Below are 16,131 nucleotides of genomic sequence, written 5' to 3' on the forward strand. Positions count from 1 at the left end.
CACCTGGTTCTATGCGTACCTCGGTCGGTCACCTCTGGCGAACTCGCAACGCCTGGTGTTCACGGTGACCGCAAGAGCACACGCGCATTGCGTTCGTGAGCGGACCAAATGGACTTACCCCGCAGCGTGAGGGAACAATCGTGGCGCCGATCACTGCGGATGGGAACGGAACAGTCCGCGGGTCGGCACAGACGACAAACGTCGACCGCACCGGCGAACGGTGCGATCGACGCCCGAGGTGTCTTGCGATCGGCGACTAGGCCAGCGCTTTGGCCTTGAGCTTGTCGAACTCTTCCTGCGTGATGGTGCCGTTGTCGAGCAGCGCCTTCGCCGAGTGGATCTGATCTGACGGCGACGTCGTTCCGGCAGCCTGCTTGATGTAGGCGTCGGCCTGCTGGCGGGCCGCTTCCTGCGAGGCCTGCGCCCGCTCTGCCATTCCGCGCCCACGCGCGATCAGGTAGACGAACACCGTGATGTAGGGCACCAGGATCAGGAAGATGATCCAGACCGCCTTGACGAAACCTGAGGTCTTGTGGTCACGGAACAGATCCGCGAGCACATTGAAAAGAATCATCAAATACGCGATGAACGCGAAGATCACCAACGTGTACCAGATGAAATCCCAGAAAGAATCCCACATTTTCTGACCACTCCTTGCTCGAAGCTGCCCCCGTACATCGGTGACGAAGTCGATCATCGCACGTGAGCGTAGTTTTTCTTCACCCTTCCCGGATGAATCACAGCAGGCGGGAAGGGTTCATCCGAGACGGGTGAGGACACAACCGACTCCCCCGATGACACTCGATGCAAACAATGTCTCATCGAGAAAGGCCCAGCTGTGAGTACTTCATCTGACATCGAGCGGCATCCGGTCAAGCAAGGCATTGCCGGGGGCACGACCTTCGCCGCCGCGATTCTGTTGCTCGTCGGCTCGTTTCTGGCGATTTTCCAGGGAATTGCCGCAATTGCGAACGATGACCTCTTCGTGGTCGGTCCGAAATACACCTACGAGTTCGATTTGACCGCATGGGGCTGGATTCATCTGATCCTGGGCGTCCTCGGCATTCTGGTCGGCGCAGGCTTGATGGCCGGAGCCGTGTGGGCGCGGGCCACCGCCATCGTGCTGGCCGCCATCTCGATCGTCATCAATTTTCTCTGGCTGCCGCAGTATCCGCTGTGGTCCATCGTGATCATCGCGTTGGATCTCATCGTGATCTGGGCTGTGTCGACCTGGAAGAACGACTGATCTGCGCGCGGCGACGACCGACCGGACACCCGATTCCTAGCCCAGGTTCGCCGGTCGGTCAATAATCCGGATCAGGCCGATTCATCGAGGTCGCGGATTTTTTGGGGCCGCTAAGGTCTCGTTCATGGCATCCCGTCCCGACAACTCGACCCTTCACGAAAGTGGTCCGGGGGGCTCGTACCTCGTGCTGGCGTCGCAGCGCAGCGGCAGCACGCTCCTCGTCGAGTCTCTCCGGGCCACCGGTATCGCCGGCAACCCCGAGGAGTTCTTCCAGTACCTGCCGACCACGAGTGCGGCCCCCCAACCACGCGAATGGTTCGCGGAAGTGACCGATCCGGCAGTGCTCGCGCTCCTCGATCCCTTGGATCCGGGCACCCCCGCCGTGGAGACCCCAACGCAGTGGCGAGACCGGATATTGCAGGCCGGACGCAGCGACAACGGCGTCTGGGGCGGCAAACTCATGTGGAATCAGACCCCGCTGCTCGTCACCTGGGCCGCCGGACTGCCCGAGCGTTCCGGGTCCGACCTGCGTTCGGCCATCGACGACGTACTCGGAGATGTGCTGCTGATCAAGGTCTCCCGGGAGAACGTCGTCGATCAGGCCGTGTCCTTTTGGCGTGCGGTACAAACGCGGGTCTGGCGGGGCAAAGCCGACCCCGAGCGCGATGCGCAAGCGCAGTACAACGCCGACGGGATCGCCCACCTGGTGACCGAATTGCGCAATCAAGAGGCCGGATGGCGGGCATGGTTCGCCGACAACGACATCACACCGTTCGAGGTCAGCTACGAAGAGTTGACCGCCGACACCACCAAGGTGGTGGCCACCATCCTGGAGGCACTCGGTCTGGACCCGGCCGCGGCCCCACCGCCTGATCTGGAAAAGCAGGGCGACGCCCGCTCCAACGAGTGGGCGGAGCGTTATCGCCACGACGCCGCAACGAGAGGTCTGCCGCTGTGAGCACAACCGAGACTCTTCCCGCCCACATCAGCAGGGTCGAGGAACTACGTGCACTCGAAGCCGAGTCCGTGCACATCATCCGCGAGGTGGTCGCCGAACTCGAGCGACCCGTACTGCTGTTCTCGGCCGGCAAGGACTCCATCGTCTTGCTCCGACTGGCGGAGAAAGCTTTTCGGCCGAGTCCCGTACCCTTCCCCATCCTCCACGTCGACACCGGCCACAACTTCCCCGAGGTCATCGAGTTCCGAGACCGGAGGCTCGCCGAAGGCGGCCACAGGTTGATCGTCGGATCGGTGCAGGAAGCGATCGACAGCGGCCGCAGTACCGAGATCGGTGGGTCCAGCGGTTCCCGAAATCGCCTGCAGACCAGGACACTTCTCGACGCACTCGACGCCGGTCGTTTCGATGCGGCCTTCGGCGGCGCCCGCCGCGACGAAGAACGCGCCCGCGCCAAGGAACGGGTCCTGAGCTTCCGCGACGAGTTCGGCCAATGGGATCCGCGAGCCCAGCGGCCCGAGCCGTGGTCGCTGTACAACGGTCGCATCCGCCGCGGTGAGCAGGTGCGGGTGTTCCCGCTGAGCAATTGGACCGAGCTCGACATCTGGCGATACATCGAACTCGAGGAACTCGACCTACCGTCGATCTACTTCGCGCACGAGCGCGAGGTGTTCGAACGCGACGGAATCTTGGCGACATCCGAGTTCACCCAGGCCGCCGAACACGAGGCAGCGAAGACCGAATGGGTCCGTTACCGCACCGTCGGCGATCTCACCATCACCGGCGCCGTCCGATCCACCGCGACCGAGATCAGCCAGGTCATCGAAGAGATCTCCGCAGCGGTGGTGTCCGAGCGCGGCGAGACCCGGGCCGACGACCGCACCTCCGAGGCAGCCATGGAAGACCGCAAACGTGAGGGATACTTCTGATGAGCGAGACAACCGAGCTGAGTGAAACACCGGAGATCACAGCAGATCTCACCGACCAACCACCGCGGCAGCTACTCCGGCTGGCCACCGCCGGATCTGTCGACGACGGCAAGAGCACCCTGATCGGGCGGCTCCTCCTGGACACCGACAGCCTGCCGCTCGACCATCTCGAGTCGGTGACCGACGACGGTGGCGGCGTCGATCTCGCAGCGCTGTCCGACGGTTTGCGGGCCGAGCGGGAACAGGGCATCACGATCGATGTCGCCTATCGTTTCTTCTCCACCCCGTCACGCAACTACATCCTCGCCGACACCCCGGGCCACGAGCGCTACACCCGAAACATGTTCACCGGCGCGTCCAACGCCCACGTCGCCGTCCTGCTCGTGGACGCGCGCGCCGGAGTGTTGCGGCAGACCCGAAGGCATGCGCGAATCGCCTCCCTGCTCGGGGTTCCGCACCTCGTCGCCGCAGTGAACAAGATCGATCTCGTCGACTACGACGAGGCGCGCTTCCGGGAACTCGAATCCGAATTACACGCTCTGGCACACCGACTCGGTGTCTCCGACCTCACCGTGGTCCCGGTGGCGGCCCGTGACGGCGACAACGTCGTGCACCGTTCGACGCGGACGCCGTGGTACGACGGCCCGACCCTGCTCGGTCACCTCGAGGAGATCGATCTCAAGGCTCCGCACGCCGCTGTCGACGAGCTACGTCTGCCCATCCAGTGGGTCTCGCGTCCGAGCGCGCAAGAGCGTCGGCGGTACACCGGGCGACTGTCAGCCGGAACGCTGTCCGTCGGTGATCGCGTCGCGGTCCTGCCCGCGGGCACGCAGAGCACGGTGACCGCGCTCGACACCCTCGACGACACCCGCGACATCGCGGTGGCACCACTGTCGGTGTCCGTCGAACTCGCCGACGACATCGATGTCGGCCGCGGGGATGTGCTCGTGTCCGCAGACGCCACCGAGCTACCGGTCCTCGCAAGGGAACTCGAGGTCAACCTCTGCTGGTTCGCGGACAGTCCCCTGCGCGCAGGGGACCGGTTGGCACTCAAGCACACCACCCGCACGGTGCGCGCCACGGTCCAGGAACTGCACAGCCGACTCGATCCCGAGACCCTCGAGATCGACCAGAACCCGATCGAGTTGTCGCTGAACGACATCGGCACCGTCACCTTGCGCACCAGCTCGGTGGTGGTTGCCGACCGATACGCCGGGAACCAGGATGCGGGCGCGTTCATCCTGATCGACGAGAACTCGAACGACACCGTCGGTGCCGGCACGATCTTGGAGGCCCGCGAGGTCAAGCCAGGCGAGCGGACACGTAACGACGTCAAGTGGCATCCGTCGTCGCTCGACCGTGGCCATCGCTGGACGACCGTCGGGCAACGCGGTGCGACGGTGTGGCTCACCGGCCTGCCCGCCTCCGGCAAGTCCACCCTCGCGGTCGGCCTCGAACGCGCGCTCGTCGAATCCGGCAGGGTTGCCTACCTGCTCGACGGCGACAACGTCCGCCACGGACTGTCCGACGATCTGGGCTTCTCCCCTGGCGATCGCGCCGAGAACATCCGCCGCGTGGGGCACCTGACCCGGTTGTTCGCCGACGCGGGCGTGGTCGCGATCGCGTCTCTGGTGTCACCACTGGAATCAGACCGCGAGATCGCGAGAACACTCAACGACGCGGCCGGGCTGCCCTTCATCGAGATCCACGTCGCGACCCCGCTCGCCGAATGTGAACGCCGCGACCCGAAGGGCCTCTACAAGCGGGCCCGCGCGGGCGAACTGAAGGGCCTCACCGGCATCGACGCACCCTACGAGGTGCCGGAGAATCCCGACCTCGTGGTCGACACCACCGGGGCAGATCTCGACGCTCTGGTGACACAGATCTTGCAGGTGCTGGAAACACGGGCACCGACGGCGCAGCAGAGCACGGGCTAGCCTGTCGGAGACATCGCTGAAGGGTTATATGTATGACCGGCTATGACGCCGCCTCCAGGAAAGAGAACGTTCTCCTGGTTCACTGGCACGACCTGGGTCGCCATCTGGAGCTCTACGGGGCATCCGGGGCCCATTGCCCCAATCTCGAGCGACTCGCGGCGGAGGGTGTTCTCCTCACCGGGGCGCACGCGACCGCACCGCTGTGCTCACCTTCGCGTGGCTCGCTGCTGACCGGTCGATATCCACACAGCAACGGTGTCGTCGGGCTTGCGCATCACGGCTGGGAGTACCGCGAAGGCGTCCGAACGCTGCCTCAGATCCTGGGCGCCAACGGCTGGAAAAGCGCACTCTTCGGCATGCAGCACGAATCCGCGGTTCCCGGACGGCTCGGTTACGACGACTACGACGTCACCGATTCCGACTGCGACTACGTCGTCGACCGCGCGGAGGAATGGCTCAAAGCCACGGCGCAGACTCGCGACTCCGGCGACCACACGCCGTTCTTGCTGAACACGGGCTTCTTCGAGGTGCATCGGCCGTACTCACCCGATCGCTACCCGGTGCCCGATCCCAACGGGTTCGACGTCCCCGACTACCTGCCCGACACCGCAGAGGTCCGCGGCGACCTCGCGGCGTTCCACGGCAGCATCGAGGTCGCCGACATCGCGACCGGGCGCCTACTCGAAGCGCTCGACGCGTCCGGATTCGCAGAGGACACCTGGGTGGTCTTCTTCACCGATCACGGCGAGGCCTTCCCCGGCGCGAAATCGACGTTGTACGACCGCGGCACGGGCATCTCGTTCATCGTTCGCCCGCCGCGCTCGCGGTCGATCGCACCGGTGCGTTACGAGGGACTCTTCAGCGGCGTCGACCTCGTCCCGACACTGCTAGAGCTCCTCGGGGTCGAGGTCCCCGACGAGGTCGAAGGTGTCTCCCATGCCGACGTTCTCTCCGGCGCCGACCGGGAGACCGTGGTCCGCGATGCGGTCTTCACGCAGAAGAACTATCACGACAGCTACGACCCGATCCGCGCGATCCGCACGGTCGACTACAGCTTCATCGAGAACTTCGCGTCCCGGAGCGCCCTGGAGCTACCCCTCGACATCGCCGACAGTCCGTCGGGCCGGGCGCTCGGCGGATCACACCTGGGTCCACGCAGTGCCAAAGAACTCTACGATCTGCGCTCGGATCCGGGTGAGGTGAACAATCTCGCCGGTGACCCCGCCTACGCCGCGGTGCAGAACGAACTCGAGAACCGGCTGCACGAATGGCAGGAGAAACTGGGCGACACGGTGACCAGTGACGCCGAGGGCAGTGCCATCGCCGCCGAGTTCATGCATCGGTACCAGGCGACGCTCGGCGACAAAGAAGCCGTGCCCCGCTCGCCCAAGGGGCGAGATCGTCAGCTCAAGACCCCGGAGACCCGCGCGACCGGGTAACGATCACGCCCGCGGGTCAAAGGGTGGTGGCAATTCCCCCGTCGACCGGGATCACCGCACCGGTGAGGTAGCTACCTGCTCGACTGGACAAATACACCACGGCGCCGACCACATCGTCGGGTCTGCCGATGCGGCCGAGCGGTGATGCTGCTTCCACCTCGTCCCGCAGTTCGGCCAGGATCGGGGCCATCATCTTGGACTCGAACGGTCCCGGTGCGATGGCATTGACGGTGACATGACGCGGACCCAGGTCGCGGGCGAGGTGCCGAGTCAGCTGGTGGATGGCCGCCTTGCTCGACGAGTAGGAGTACGACGCCGTGCGGGGCACCCGGATCCCGTCGATGCTGCCGATGTTGATCACCCGCGACGGATCTTCTGCGGTGGCGCCCCTGGTCAGCAGCGGCAGCAGTGCTTGGGTCAGCGCGAACGGTGCCTGCACGTTGAGCTTCAGCACCCGATCCCACGCCGCGTCGGGGAACTCATCCAGCGGTGCACCCCACGTCGCGCCTGCGTTGTTCACGAGGATGTCCAGACCGTCCACCTCTGCTGCGACCTGTTCGGCCAACGCGCGGGCACCCTCGGGCGTGGAGAGGTTCGCCTGCAGCGCGGTCAGACCGGCGGCGCGGGCCTCTTCCAGAGCGTCGGGCTTGCGACCGGCGATCACCACGCGGGCACCGCGTTCGAGAAGTCCGTGGGCGATCATCGCACCGATACCGCTGGTACCGCCGGTGACCAGGGCGGTCTTGCCACTCACGTCGAACAGATCAAGCGTCATCGTTGTCGATACTCCGGTGCTCGTTCATCCAAGAATGCGGCGGTTGCCTCCGCCCGATCATCGGTCATTGCCGGGATCATCTGCTGGCGGTTCTCGGATTTCGCCCTGAGATCGTCCGTTTCCGGGGTGTCCAAGGGCGATATGCCCTCAGTGGGTGCGGAAAGGGACGATCTCAGGGCGCGTCAGGCCTGCACCCCGGCGCCGTGCCTCAGGGAGTCATCGACGGTCGAGTTCGCCCCGCCCACGCGGAAGCTCGCACCCCGATGGTGATCGGGCAATAGATCGCCCTGGCCGAAGAGCTTGTGCCGAAGCGTGCCGGGCACATACTCGCGGTCGTAGGCACCACGCGCCTCGAGGGCGGGCACCACATGCTCGATGACGTCGGTGAATGTCCCCGGTGTCACGGCGTAGGCGAGGTTGAAACCGTCGACGTCGGTTTCCTCGGCCCACTCCAGCAATTGTTCGGCGACGCTGTCACCCGATCCCACGAGCACGGGCCCCATCCCACCGATGCCGCCCCAGGCCGCGATGTCGCGGATCGTCCACTCTTTGCCGGTGTCGGAGGCCTGCTGGAACGCGGCGACGGCTGATTGGATGGCGTTGCTCTCGACGTTGCCGATCGGTTCATCGAGGTCGTAGCGCGACAGGTCGATGCCCATCCATCCCGACATGAACACAAGCGCGCCCTCGGCGCTCGCATAGCGCTGGTATTCCTCCGCCTTCGCGCGAGCAGCCTCGTCGGTCTCGGCCGTGATGATCGTGAGCAACGTGTAGATGCGGGCGTCGTAGGCGCCGCGTCCCGCGCCCACCAACTGCTCACGGATGTTCGTGACCAGGTTCCGCAGAATGTCTTTCGTCGGCGCTCCGACGAAGATCGCCTCGGCGTTCTCGGCCGCGAACTTCACCCCACGTGGCGACGCCCCGGCCTGGTAGATCACGGGCGAACCCTGCGGCGACGGCTCGGACAGGTGGATACCGGGCACGCTGAAGTGCTCGCCGCGATGGCCGATGTGGTGGACCTTGGCCGGGTCGGCGAAGACCCCATGGTCCTTGTCGCGGCGCACGGCGTCGCGCTCCCACGAACCCTCCCAGAGTTTGTAGAGCACGGTCAGGTACTCGTCGGCGTGGTCGTAGCGGGCGTCGTGCTCGAGCTGATCCACCTCGCCCATGTTGCGGGCCGCGGCCGGTAGATAGCCGGTGACGATGTTCCAGCCGATGCGACCGCGGGTCAGATGATCGAGGGTCGAGAGCCGGCGGGCGAACGGGTAGGGATGCTCGAACCCGGTGCCTGCGGTGATCCCGAAGCCGAGGTGCTCGGTGGCGTGGGCCATCGCCGACACCAGCAGCAGCGGATCTGCCACGGGGATCTGCGCGCCCTGCCGGATCGCGGCCTCGTCGGTGCCCGCGTAGACGTCGTAGGTGCCGAGGACGTCTGCGATGAACAGGCCGTCGAACCCGCCGACCTCCAACGCCTTGGCGAGGTCGACCCAGTAGTCGAGGGTGTTGTAGTCCCACGACCGGTCTTCTGGGTGGCGCCACAATCCCGGGGACTGATGGGCGACGCAGTTCATGTCGAACGCGTTGAACCGGATGGTGCGGGACATCGGTGCCAGCCTCTCACCGGGCGGTCGTACCCGGACCCGACCGATCCTCCGGTGCACGGACTGTGCCGAAAACACTTGCGATCACAGTGACCCGAAACCGGGGTTAGATTTGACGGCGTGACTTCTGAATCTTTCTTCGATCTGCCCGATGCGAACGAACGACTGACGCCGGCGATCGTCCTCTCGGCGACCGAGAGCGCCCGCAACACCGTCATCGACGAGATCCGCAGCCGCTACGGCCGCGACTACAACATCAAGTTCGCCGCGACCGGCGGCGAATGCCTCGAACTGACGAAGAGCCTGCTCGCCAAGAAGGTGCCGATCGCCCTGTTCCTCATCGAACTCGGCGATCTCGGTGACTGGCAGGGCGACGCCCTGCTCCAGAAGCTGCGGTTCGTCGTCCCCTCGGCGCGGCGCGTGGCCCTGATTCCCTCGATCCGGTTCGGCGACTCTTTCGACGAGCTGCGCACCGGCGTCGCCGAGGGCCGCTATGACACCTACCTCGGCATCCCGCGCGGACAACGCGACGAGGAGTTCCACACCGCGATCGTCGAGTACCTGTCGGACTGGGGCTGGTCGGTGGCCGCCCCCGAGGTCGCCTACCTGCAGATCGTCGCCGACGGACCATCCCCTGAGCTGTCGGCGATCCGCGATTTCCTCGACCGGATGGGTATGCCGGTGGAGATCAATCACCCGGATTCCGTCGTGGGACGCGACATCCTCGCCTCGGTCGAGGGCGACTCCGAACTCCCCGTACTGAGCCGCCTCGGGAAGCCGCCGCTGTCCCGTCCGACGGTCAGTGAGGTGGCGGCCACCATCTACGGCACCCCCGACAAGATCCCCGAGGGCACGGTCGCCGACCTCCTGGTGATCGGTGCAGGCCCCGCCGGGTTGGCCGCGGCCGTCTACGGCGCCTCCGAGGGGCTCTCCACCACCGTCATCGAGCAGGGCGCCATCGGCGGACAGGCCGGCACCAGCTCCATGATCCGCAACTACCTCGGATTCCCTCGCGGCATCTCCGGCATGCGCCTCGCCCAGCGGGCACGGATCCAGGCCAGCCGCTTCGGGGCACAGTTCTTCTCCGGTGAGGGCGTCACCGAGATCGAGGTCAACGACGAGTACGACCACCACCACGTCCGGGTAGGCGACGCCCGCATCTGCGCGCGCGCGATCGTCATCGCCACCGGCGTCGCCTACCGCCGTTTCGGCGTCCGCGGATGCGAGGACCTCGTCGGGTCGGGCGTCTACTACGGGGCCGCCACCAGCGCAGCCCGCGAGATGACCGGACGCGATGTCGTGGTGGTCGGTGGTGGCAATTCCGCCGGGCAGGCCGCGATGCACCTGTCGCGGTTCGCCAAGTCGGTGACGATCGCGATCCGTCGAGAGTCGCTGACCGAGACCATGTCGGACTACCTCATCCGGGAGATCGAGGCGAGCCCGTGCATTACGGTGAAGGGCCACACCGAAGTGGTGGACGGCGGCGGCGACGGGCATCTCGAGTGGCTCGAATTGTGCAACAACCAGACCCGCACCTCCGAACGGGTCGACGCCTCGGGCTTGTTCCTGCTCCTCGGCGCCGCCCCGACGTGCGACTGGATCCCGCAGGCCATCAAACGTGACGAGCACAGCTTCCTGGTCACCGGCCGGTCGATGCCGAAGGAGTACTGGCAGGACGGCGTTCCCCCGGCGTTCCTCGAGACCACGGTGCCGGGGATCTTCGCGGTCGGCGACGTGCGGAGCGGATCGATGAAGCGCGTCGCATCGGCGAGCGGCGAGGGCGCCTCGGCGGTGCCTCTGGTGCACGAGCATCTACAGCGGGTGCGGCTGGCGAATCTGACACCCAAGCACTAGCAATCGCGGCGCGCCGGCGATCAGTCGATCCGGTAGACCCTGCGGGCGTTGTCGCGAAAGACCTTCCGCAACAACTCTTCGCCATATGGCTCGAGCACATCGAGCTCCGTGCCGACGATGGTGGCCATCGTGGCATTCGGTTTGTCGGCGGGAAAGTTCGATCCGAACATCATGCGGTCGGGGCCGAACACCGACACCACGTGTTCGAGGAGCGGACCGGTCATGCTGGTCAGCGTCTGCTGGGTGCCGATGTTGCCGGAACGCTGGTGTCCGTAGCCGAGGAGCGGGAAGGCCAGTCCGGAGAGTTTCACGACCACGTTCTGGCACTGGGCAACTGCCGAGATGTCCTCACGCCAGGCCCGCATCAGCTCGTGACGCTGGGCGGCGGTGTGGCCGGTGCTCTGCCCCATCGGCCCGAAAAGGCCGACCGGTGTACCGAAGTGATTGAGCACGATGGTGGTCTCGGGGTACTCGCGCGCGAGCGTCCGGACGTCGCGTAACTGGTGCGAGTACACCCAGGCATCGAACACCAGATCTCGCTCGGCCAGCGCGGCGAAGCCACGGAGGAAGTCGGGGTCCGCGAGCAGTCCTTCGACCTCGGCCCAACTGCGCACCTTCGGGTCCGGATGATGGGCCGCCATGGCGCGGATGCCGGTGACGCGGTCGGAGATGTCGAGGTGCACGTCCAGCAACTGCGAGAAGAACGGGCTCCGTGGATCACCGCGCGCGACGATGGCTCCCAGCTCAGGCGCTCCGTTCACACCGAACGGCAGGCCCGCGACCCACCTGGTCTCGGCCGCCGCCGCCATGGGTTCGTCCGTCCGCCAGTCCGCCTGCATGTGGACGACGGATTCCACCGGTACCCCGGCGGTCAGCAGCACCGCCGCGGCGTCGTGCTGGTAGTGCTTCGGCAGATACGGCCTGGTCACGAACTTCGGATCCAGGACGAGTTCGCGATCCTTTTGCGTCACCGCGTACCGGAATATCGCTCGGCCGAACACCGGGGCCGCCCGGTAGAGCCGAGTCCGCTTCGACGCCTCCCGCGGAGAGCGCAGCGGATCCCACTGATGCACGTGCGTGTCGACGATCCCGGGGATCACCCCCGCCAATGCTCCCGTCGACACCGACAGCCGCGACTCCCCCACTCGCTGGTTCTCCCCCGCCCCTTTGGTCTTCTCGTCCGTCTGCAGTCCACGTGCCAGCACACCGGACCCATCCTCACCCGACCCGGCGTGTGCGCCCCGGCGCACCTGGTGCTTGGCACGCTCCTCTGCCATCAGACAACTGTACCCAGCCATCCGCCGTCGCCTGGGCGTATATACAGGCCTTGGGCAATAAACTGTCCGGGAAAGCGAACGCGCCGGCCGCACGAGGCCGCACACGGGGAGGTCGGCTCGAAGTGGGAACGCATACTCAGCACGTGCTCTTGCAGGTGCGTGATGTGCTGAACGCAGACCCCGATCGGTTCACCTCGAACTTCTACTTACGCCTCTTCGCGACGAATCCGGAGTTGCGTGAGCTCTTCCCGGCGAACATGGGCCACCAGCGGGCGATGCTGTTCCGGGTCATCGAGTACGTGCTGGAAACCGTCCCCGACCGGGACAATCACCCACGACTTCTCGAGTTCCTCGGGCAACTCGGGCGGGATCATCGCAAGTACGGCGTCACCGAAGAGAACTATCACCAGTTCTTCGCCGCCCTGATGCGTGAGATCGCGGTGACGATGGGCGACCGCTGGGACGAAGACATCGCGAATGTCGTCTCGCAGGCCTTCATGCTCACCACCGGCGTCATGCGCGGTGCCGCCCACTCTGCGCCCGGACCTGCGACCTGGCAGGCTGTTGTTGCCGAGAAGTACCGGTTGTCAAGGGATTTGGCCGTGGTGCGACTGAAATCGGCGCAGCCACTGACATTTGCAGCGGGCCAGTACCTCGAGGTTCAGATACCTCAGTGGCCGCGGATCTGGCGGCATTTCTCTCCGTCGATCCCGCCGAATCCCGACGGCGAGATCGAGTTCCATGTACGCGCGGTCCCCGGTGGTTCCATCAGTAACTCCATCGTCACCGAGACCCAGGTCGGCGACGTCTGGCGGCTGGCGCAGAGCCACGGCACCCTCACTGTCGACACCGACCGCGAGGTCCTGATGATCGCCGGTGGCACCGGACTGGCGCCGCTGCGGGCGCTGCTCATCGAACTCTCGTTCCGCGCCGACGCGCCCGCGGTCCACCTGTTCTGCGGAGCGCGATACCCGGCAGATCTGTACGACCTGTCCCGGCTGTGGCGGATGGTCGCCACCAATCCGTGGCTGACGGTCACAACGGTGGTCGAAGACGACACCGATCCGTGGTGGAGCACTGCCAGTGAAGAATCCGGGCGCATCACCCTGGAGCGAGTACAGGGGCAACTCGCCGACGCCGTACTCGGATACGGCAAGGACTGGACGCAGCATCAGGTACTACTCGCCGGGTCTCCGGAGATGATCGCGAACACGCGACGTCGACTGCTGATCGCAGGACTTCCGGCGAGCAAGATGCAGCACGACCCGGTCTGAGTCCTACTCCTCGACGTCCGCGTCTTCGCTCTCGGAGGCCGACACCGGTGGCGTCGTGGTTGTCGTCGTCGTTGTAGTCGTGGTTGTCGGCGGCGTGGTTGTCGTGACCGGCGGCGGCGCCTGGGTCACCGTCACCGGCGGCGGCACCTGGGTGATCGTCCTGGTCGGCGGCGGAGGTGGAGGCGGCGCGAGGGTGGTCGTGGTGGTCGGCGGCGGAGGCGGCAGCGTGGGCGAGGAGATGCGCGACTGACCCTTCGACGTGGACACCGCGGTGGTGGTGCTCGAACTCGCAGACGCCGTGGACACCGGATTGTCGTCCACTGCGGTCTCGGGGGTGTTGTTGCCGCCGGTCATCACCACTGCGACGATCACGCCGATCGCGAGCAGGAGGGCTGCGCCGGCGGCTGCGGAGAGCAGCACCCAACGGTTGTTGTCGCGGCTCGCCCCTGCCGCGGCGGCCGCGACCAGAGCGGCGCCATGGGCCGAGGTGTACTGGGGATCCTCGGCGATCTGAACCGGCAGTTGTAGTGCGTACTCCAAAGACGGTGCGACACCTGGGATCTGAGCCCCGGGTCCGATCACGAGCACACCGAACAATCCGCCGGTGGGGTTTCCGATCACGCCGATGGCATCGGCCAGGGTCTGCGCACCATCCGGTTCTGTCACAGCCAGCCGGTCACCGAGGGGAGACACCGCGCTGGCCCCGACAACAGTCCGGGTGTCGGTGTCGACGAGTGCCACGGACTGTCCGGGGAAGAGCGCGCCGCTGGTGTCGAGGGCGGCCACCGCGACCACGCCGCGTGACTCGAACTGCGGGGAGCCGAACGGCCCGGCAGCGATCTCGGCGAAGGCGACCGGCGTGCCGACCACGGTTGTCCGGGGGAACCAGCTCGGCTTTCGCGCGGGCGCCGGCTCCGTCGGGTCCGGCGGCGCCAGGAAATCCGGTACGACCCCGGCCGCGATGATGTCGGCGATGGCAAGCTGCATGCCGCTGTCCGAGCACGCGATGGTGATCGCCGCGGGCTCGATGGGAGCTGACTCGATCAGCTGGTAGATGGCATCGAAGGCCACGTCCGGGCCGGTGCCGGGCAGCTCGACGAAGTTGCGGGCGAGAATGTCACCGGTACCGGATTCGGCCACGACCGAAGCGATCTCCACGTCTGTGACGGAGATCCCGAGTACCTGACTCATACCCGCGTATCGCCCGGCACTGGTCGCTCGTTACCGATTCGGGCGATCGCGGCGAGGCTTCCACACCACGAGAGCGCTGGTACGGGGCATCGGCACGAGGTCGCCTGGCCGTCCGCCGCGGGCGTTGGCGAGTTCTGCCTCGAGTTCGCGAACCCGGCTCTGCAGTGCGTCCACCTGATTCGTCAGCTCGATCACCCGCTTGATTCCCGCGAGGTTCACGCCTTCGTCCTGAGAGAGCCGCTGCACCTCGCGCAACAATTCGACGTCGCGCGAGGAGTAGCGGCGGCCCCCGCCTGCCGCACGCTGCGGCGTGACCAGACCGAGCCGGTCGTAGGTCCGCAGCGTCTGTGCATGCATCCCGGCCAGTTCCGCGGCCACCGAGATCACGAACATCCTGGCCGTCTGCTCGGCCGATTCCCGGTCATCGCGAGGTGGGGTCATGACTTGCCCCAATTCGCTCGTGGGTCGAAGCCGCTCGCTTTCTCTGCGGCTGCGTACTTGCTGAGCGCCTCGACCGCGGCATCGTCGAGCTTCGATGGCACAGCCACCTTCACCGTGACGAGCAGGTCGCCCGCTCCGCCGGCCCGTTTGGCGACACCGCGTCCGCGGACCCGCAGGGTGCGGCCGTCGACGGTGTTCGCCGGGATCTTCAAACCGACGGATCCGTCCAGGGTCGGCACTGACACCGTGGTGCCCAGAACCAGTTCGGCGAAGCTCACCGGCAGCGTGACCTTGACGTCGTCGCCGCTGCGCGTGAACGTGCGGTCGGGTGAGACGTGCACGACCACATAGAGATCGCCTGAGGGGGCTCCGCGCAGTCCGGCCTCACCCTGACCGGCGAGCCGGATCCGGCCGCCGTCGGAGACGCCCGGTGGGATCCGGACCGTGATCGGGCGGGTGCGCACGGTGGCGCCGTCGCCGTCACAGACCGGGCACGGATCGTCGATCTTCGAACCCGTGCCACGGCAATCCGAGCACGGTTCGCTGAAGCCGAACGCGCCCTGGTTCCGGCTGACCACGCCGGCACCGTTGCAGGTCGGGCACACGCGCGGACTGGTACCGGGCTTCGCACCGCTGCCGTGGCAGTTGGTGCAGGGCGCGGAACTCGTGACGGTGATCGTCTTCGAGGTGCCCAGCGCAGCTTCCTTGAAGCTCAGTGTCGTCTCGGTCTCGAGATCATTTCCGCGCCTGTTGCGGGTGGTGGTGTTGCCCCGGGGAGCAGATCCCCGGTTGAACAGACCGCCGAAGAGGTCGCTGAAGTTACCTCCGGCGCCGGCTCCGCCGGCCGTGGCACTGTCACCGAACAGGTCGTTGATGTTGAACTCCTGGCCGCCCGCGGTGGTGCCGTAACCACCTGGGAAGCCGGCGCCGCCTCCGCGGCCCCGGGCGCCTGCGAACATGCGCCGGGTGTCGTCGTACTCTTTGCGTTTCGCCGGATCGGCCAGCACGCTGTGCGCCTCGGAGACCAGCTTGAAGCGCTCTTCGGCGGCAGGGTCGTTCGGGTTGGCATCGGGATGTAGTTCCCGCGCCAGCTTGCGGTAGGCCTTCTTGATCTCGTCGGCGGACGCATCGGGTGCAACGCCCAGCGCTTTGTAGAAGTCCTGTTCGAGCCATTCACGTTGTGGAGCCACCAGGCGTCACCTCCTTCTCTTT

At 66.2% G+C, this 16,131-nt stretch carries 14 protein-coding genes; 7 read left to right on the plus strand and 7 right to left on the minus strand.

Annotation, left to right across the window (positions count from 1 at the left end):
• Positions 1-256: 256 nt before the first annotated feature.
• Complete coding sequence (locus BFL43_RS14295; RefSeq protein ID WP_084893191.1) at positions 257-640, minus strand: SHOCT domain-containing protein; 384 nt, start codon at positions 638-640, stop codon at positions 257-259.
• A gap of 198 nt (positions 641-838) precedes the next feature.
• On the opposite strand from BFL43_RS14295, the gene BFL43_RS14300 reads away from it, so the two are divergent.
• From BFL43_RS14300 to BFL43_RS14320, 5 genes are all read left to right on the plus strand, one after another.
• Entirely contained in the window at positions 839-1,246 is a 408-nt protein-coding gene (locus BFL43_RS14300; protein WP_084893192.1) for a hypothetical protein, read from the plus strand.
• 124 nt (positions 1,247-1,370) lie between these two features.
• Positions 1,371-2,204, plus strand: a complete 834-nt coding sequence (locus tag BFL43_RS14305) for a Stf0 family sulfotransferase (protein WP_084893193.1) — start codon at positions 1,371-1,373, stop codon at positions 2,202-2,204.
• Positions 2,201-3,130 carry a sulfate adenylyltransferase subunit CysD gene (gene cysD, locus BFL43_RS14310; RefSeq protein ID WP_084893194.1) on the plus strand — a complete coding sequence of 310 codons (930 nt, stop codon included), beginning with the start codon at positions 2,201-2,203 and terminating at the stop codon, positions 3,128-3,130. The genes BFL43_RS14305 and cysD overlap by 4 nt, the downstream gene beginning before the upstream one ends.
• A complete protein-coding gene (cysC, locus tag BFL43_RS14315) occupies positions 3,130-5,067 on the plus strand; it encodes an adenylyl-sulfate kinase (RefSeq protein ID WP_084893195.1) in 1,938 nt (645 codons plus the stop codon). Before cysD ends, cysC begins: the two co-directional genes overlap by 1 nt.
• 32 nt (positions 5,068-5,099) lie before the next feature.
• The gene (locus BFL43_RS14320) at positions 5,100-6,506 is read left to right on the plus strand and encodes a sulfatase (RefSeq protein WP_084893196.1); all 1,407 of its coding nucleotides are present in this window, start codon (positions 5,100-5,102) and stop codon (positions 6,504-6,506) included.
• Between the two features lie 16 nt (positions 6,507-6,522).
• Here BFL43_RS14320 and BFL43_RS14325 read toward each other — a convergent pair whose 3' ends face one another.
• Positions 6,523-7,281, minus strand: coding sequence for an SDR family oxidoreductase (locus BFL43_RS14325; protein WP_084893197.1), 759 nt, complete (start codon positions 7,279-7,281; stop codon positions 6,523-6,525).
• Positions 7,282-7,463: 182 nt separating this feature from the next.
• Positions 7,464-8,885 (minus strand): LLM class flavin-dependent oxidoreductase, encoded by a 1,422-nt coding sequence (locus BFL43_RS14330; protein WP_084893275.1) that lies wholly within the window; start codon positions 8,883-8,885, stop codon positions 7,464-7,466.
• A 117-nt stretch (positions 8,886-9,002) separates the two neighbouring features.
• On the opposite strand from BFL43_RS14330, the gene BFL43_RS14335 reads away from it, so the two are divergent.
• Positions 9,003-10,736 carry an FAD-dependent oxidoreductase gene (locus BFL43_RS14335; protein ID WP_084893198.1) on the plus strand — a complete coding sequence of 578 codons (1,734 nt, stop codon included), beginning with the start codon at positions 9,003-9,005 and terminating at the stop codon, positions 10,734-10,736.
• Positions 10,737-10,756: 20 nt separating this feature from the next.
• Here the strand turns inward: BFL43_RS14335 and BFL43_RS14340 are convergent, their stop codons facing one another.
• Complete coding sequence (locus tag BFL43_RS14340) at positions 10,757-12,013, minus strand: amidohydrolase family protein (protein WP_084893199.1); 1,257 nt, start codon at positions 12,011-12,013, stop codon at positions 10,757-10,759.
• A 122-nt stretch (positions 12,014-12,135) separates the two neighbouring features.
• Here BFL43_RS14340 and BFL43_RS14345 point away from each other — a divergent pair, with 122 nt between their 5' ends.
• A complete protein-coding gene (locus tag BFL43_RS14345) occupies positions 12,136-13,287 on the plus strand; it encodes an FAD-binding oxidoreductase (protein WP_084893200.1) in 1,152 nt (383 codons plus the stop codon).
• Positions 13,288-13,290: 3 nt separating this feature from the next.
• Here the strand turns inward: BFL43_RS14345 and BFL43_RS28985 are convergent, their stop codons facing one another.
• From BFL43_RS28985 to dnaJ, 3 genes are read right to left on the minus strand one after another with little or no spacing between them, the layout of a single operon-like run.
• Positions 13,291-14,478 (minus strand): hypothetical protein, encoded by a 1,188-nt coding sequence (locus BFL43_RS28985; protein WP_168176640.1) that lies wholly within the window; start codon positions 14,476-14,478, stop codon positions 13,291-13,293.
• Positions 14,479-14,508: 30 nt separating this feature from the next.
• Positions 14,509-14,919, minus strand: a complete 411-nt coding sequence (locus BFL43_RS14365) for a helix-turn-helix domain-containing protein (protein WP_084893204.1) — start codon at positions 14,917-14,919, stop codon at positions 14,509-14,511.
• Entirely contained in the window at positions 14,916-16,109 is a 1,194-nt protein-coding gene (gene dnaJ, locus BFL43_RS14370) for a molecular chaperone DnaJ (RefSeq protein ID WP_084893205.1), read from the minus strand. The genes BFL43_RS14365 and dnaJ overlap by 4 nt, the downstream gene beginning before the upstream one ends.
• Positions 16,110-16,131: the final 22 nt, after the last annotated feature.

The sequence above is a fragment of the Williamsia sp. 1135 genome (assembly GCF_002095395.1).
Lineage (GTDB): Bacteria > Actinomycetota > Actinomycetes > Mycobacteriales > Mycobacteriaceae > Williamsia.

What these genes read in the sequence shown, in the direction of transcription:
- BFL43_RS14295 (WP_084893191.1), bottom strand. Translation starts at nt 640, where the DNA reads ATGTGGGATTCTTTCTGGGATTTCATCTGGTACACGTTGGTGATCTTC.
- BFL43_RS14305 (WP_084893193.1), top strand. Translation starts at nt 1,371, where the DNA reads ATGGCATCCCGTCCCGACAACTCGACCCTTCACGAAAGTGGTCCGGGG.
- cysC (WP_084893195.1), top strand. Translation starts at nt 3,130, where the DNA reads ATGAGCGAGACAACCGAGCTGAGTGAAACACCGGAGATCACAGCAGAT.
- BFL43_RS14320 (WP_084893196.1), top strand. Translation starts at nt 5,100, where the DNA reads ATGACCGGCTATGACGCCGCCTCCAGGAAAGAGAACGTTCTCCTGGTT.
- BFL43_RS14325 (WP_084893197.1), bottom strand. Translation starts at nt 7,281, where the DNA reads ATGACGCTTGATCTGTTCGACGTGAGTGGCAAGACCGCCCTGGTCACC.
- BFL43_RS14330 (WP_084893275.1), bottom strand. Translation starts at nt 8,885, where the DNA reads ATGTCCCGCACCATCCGGTTCAACGCGTTCGACATGAACTGCGTCGCC.
- BFL43_RS14340 (WP_084893199.1), bottom strand. Translation starts at nt 12,013, where the DNA reads ATGGCAGAGGAGCGTGCCAAGCACCAGGTGCGCCGGGGCGCACACGCC.
- BFL43_RS28985 (WP_168176640.1), bottom strand. Translation starts at nt 14,478, where the DNA reads ATGAGTCAGGTACTCGGGATCTCCGTCACAGACGTGGAGATCGCTTCG.
- BFL43_RS14365 (WP_084893204.1), bottom strand. Translation starts at nt 14,919, where the DNA reads ATGACCCCACCTCGCGATGACCGGGAATCGGCCGAGCAGACGGCCAGG.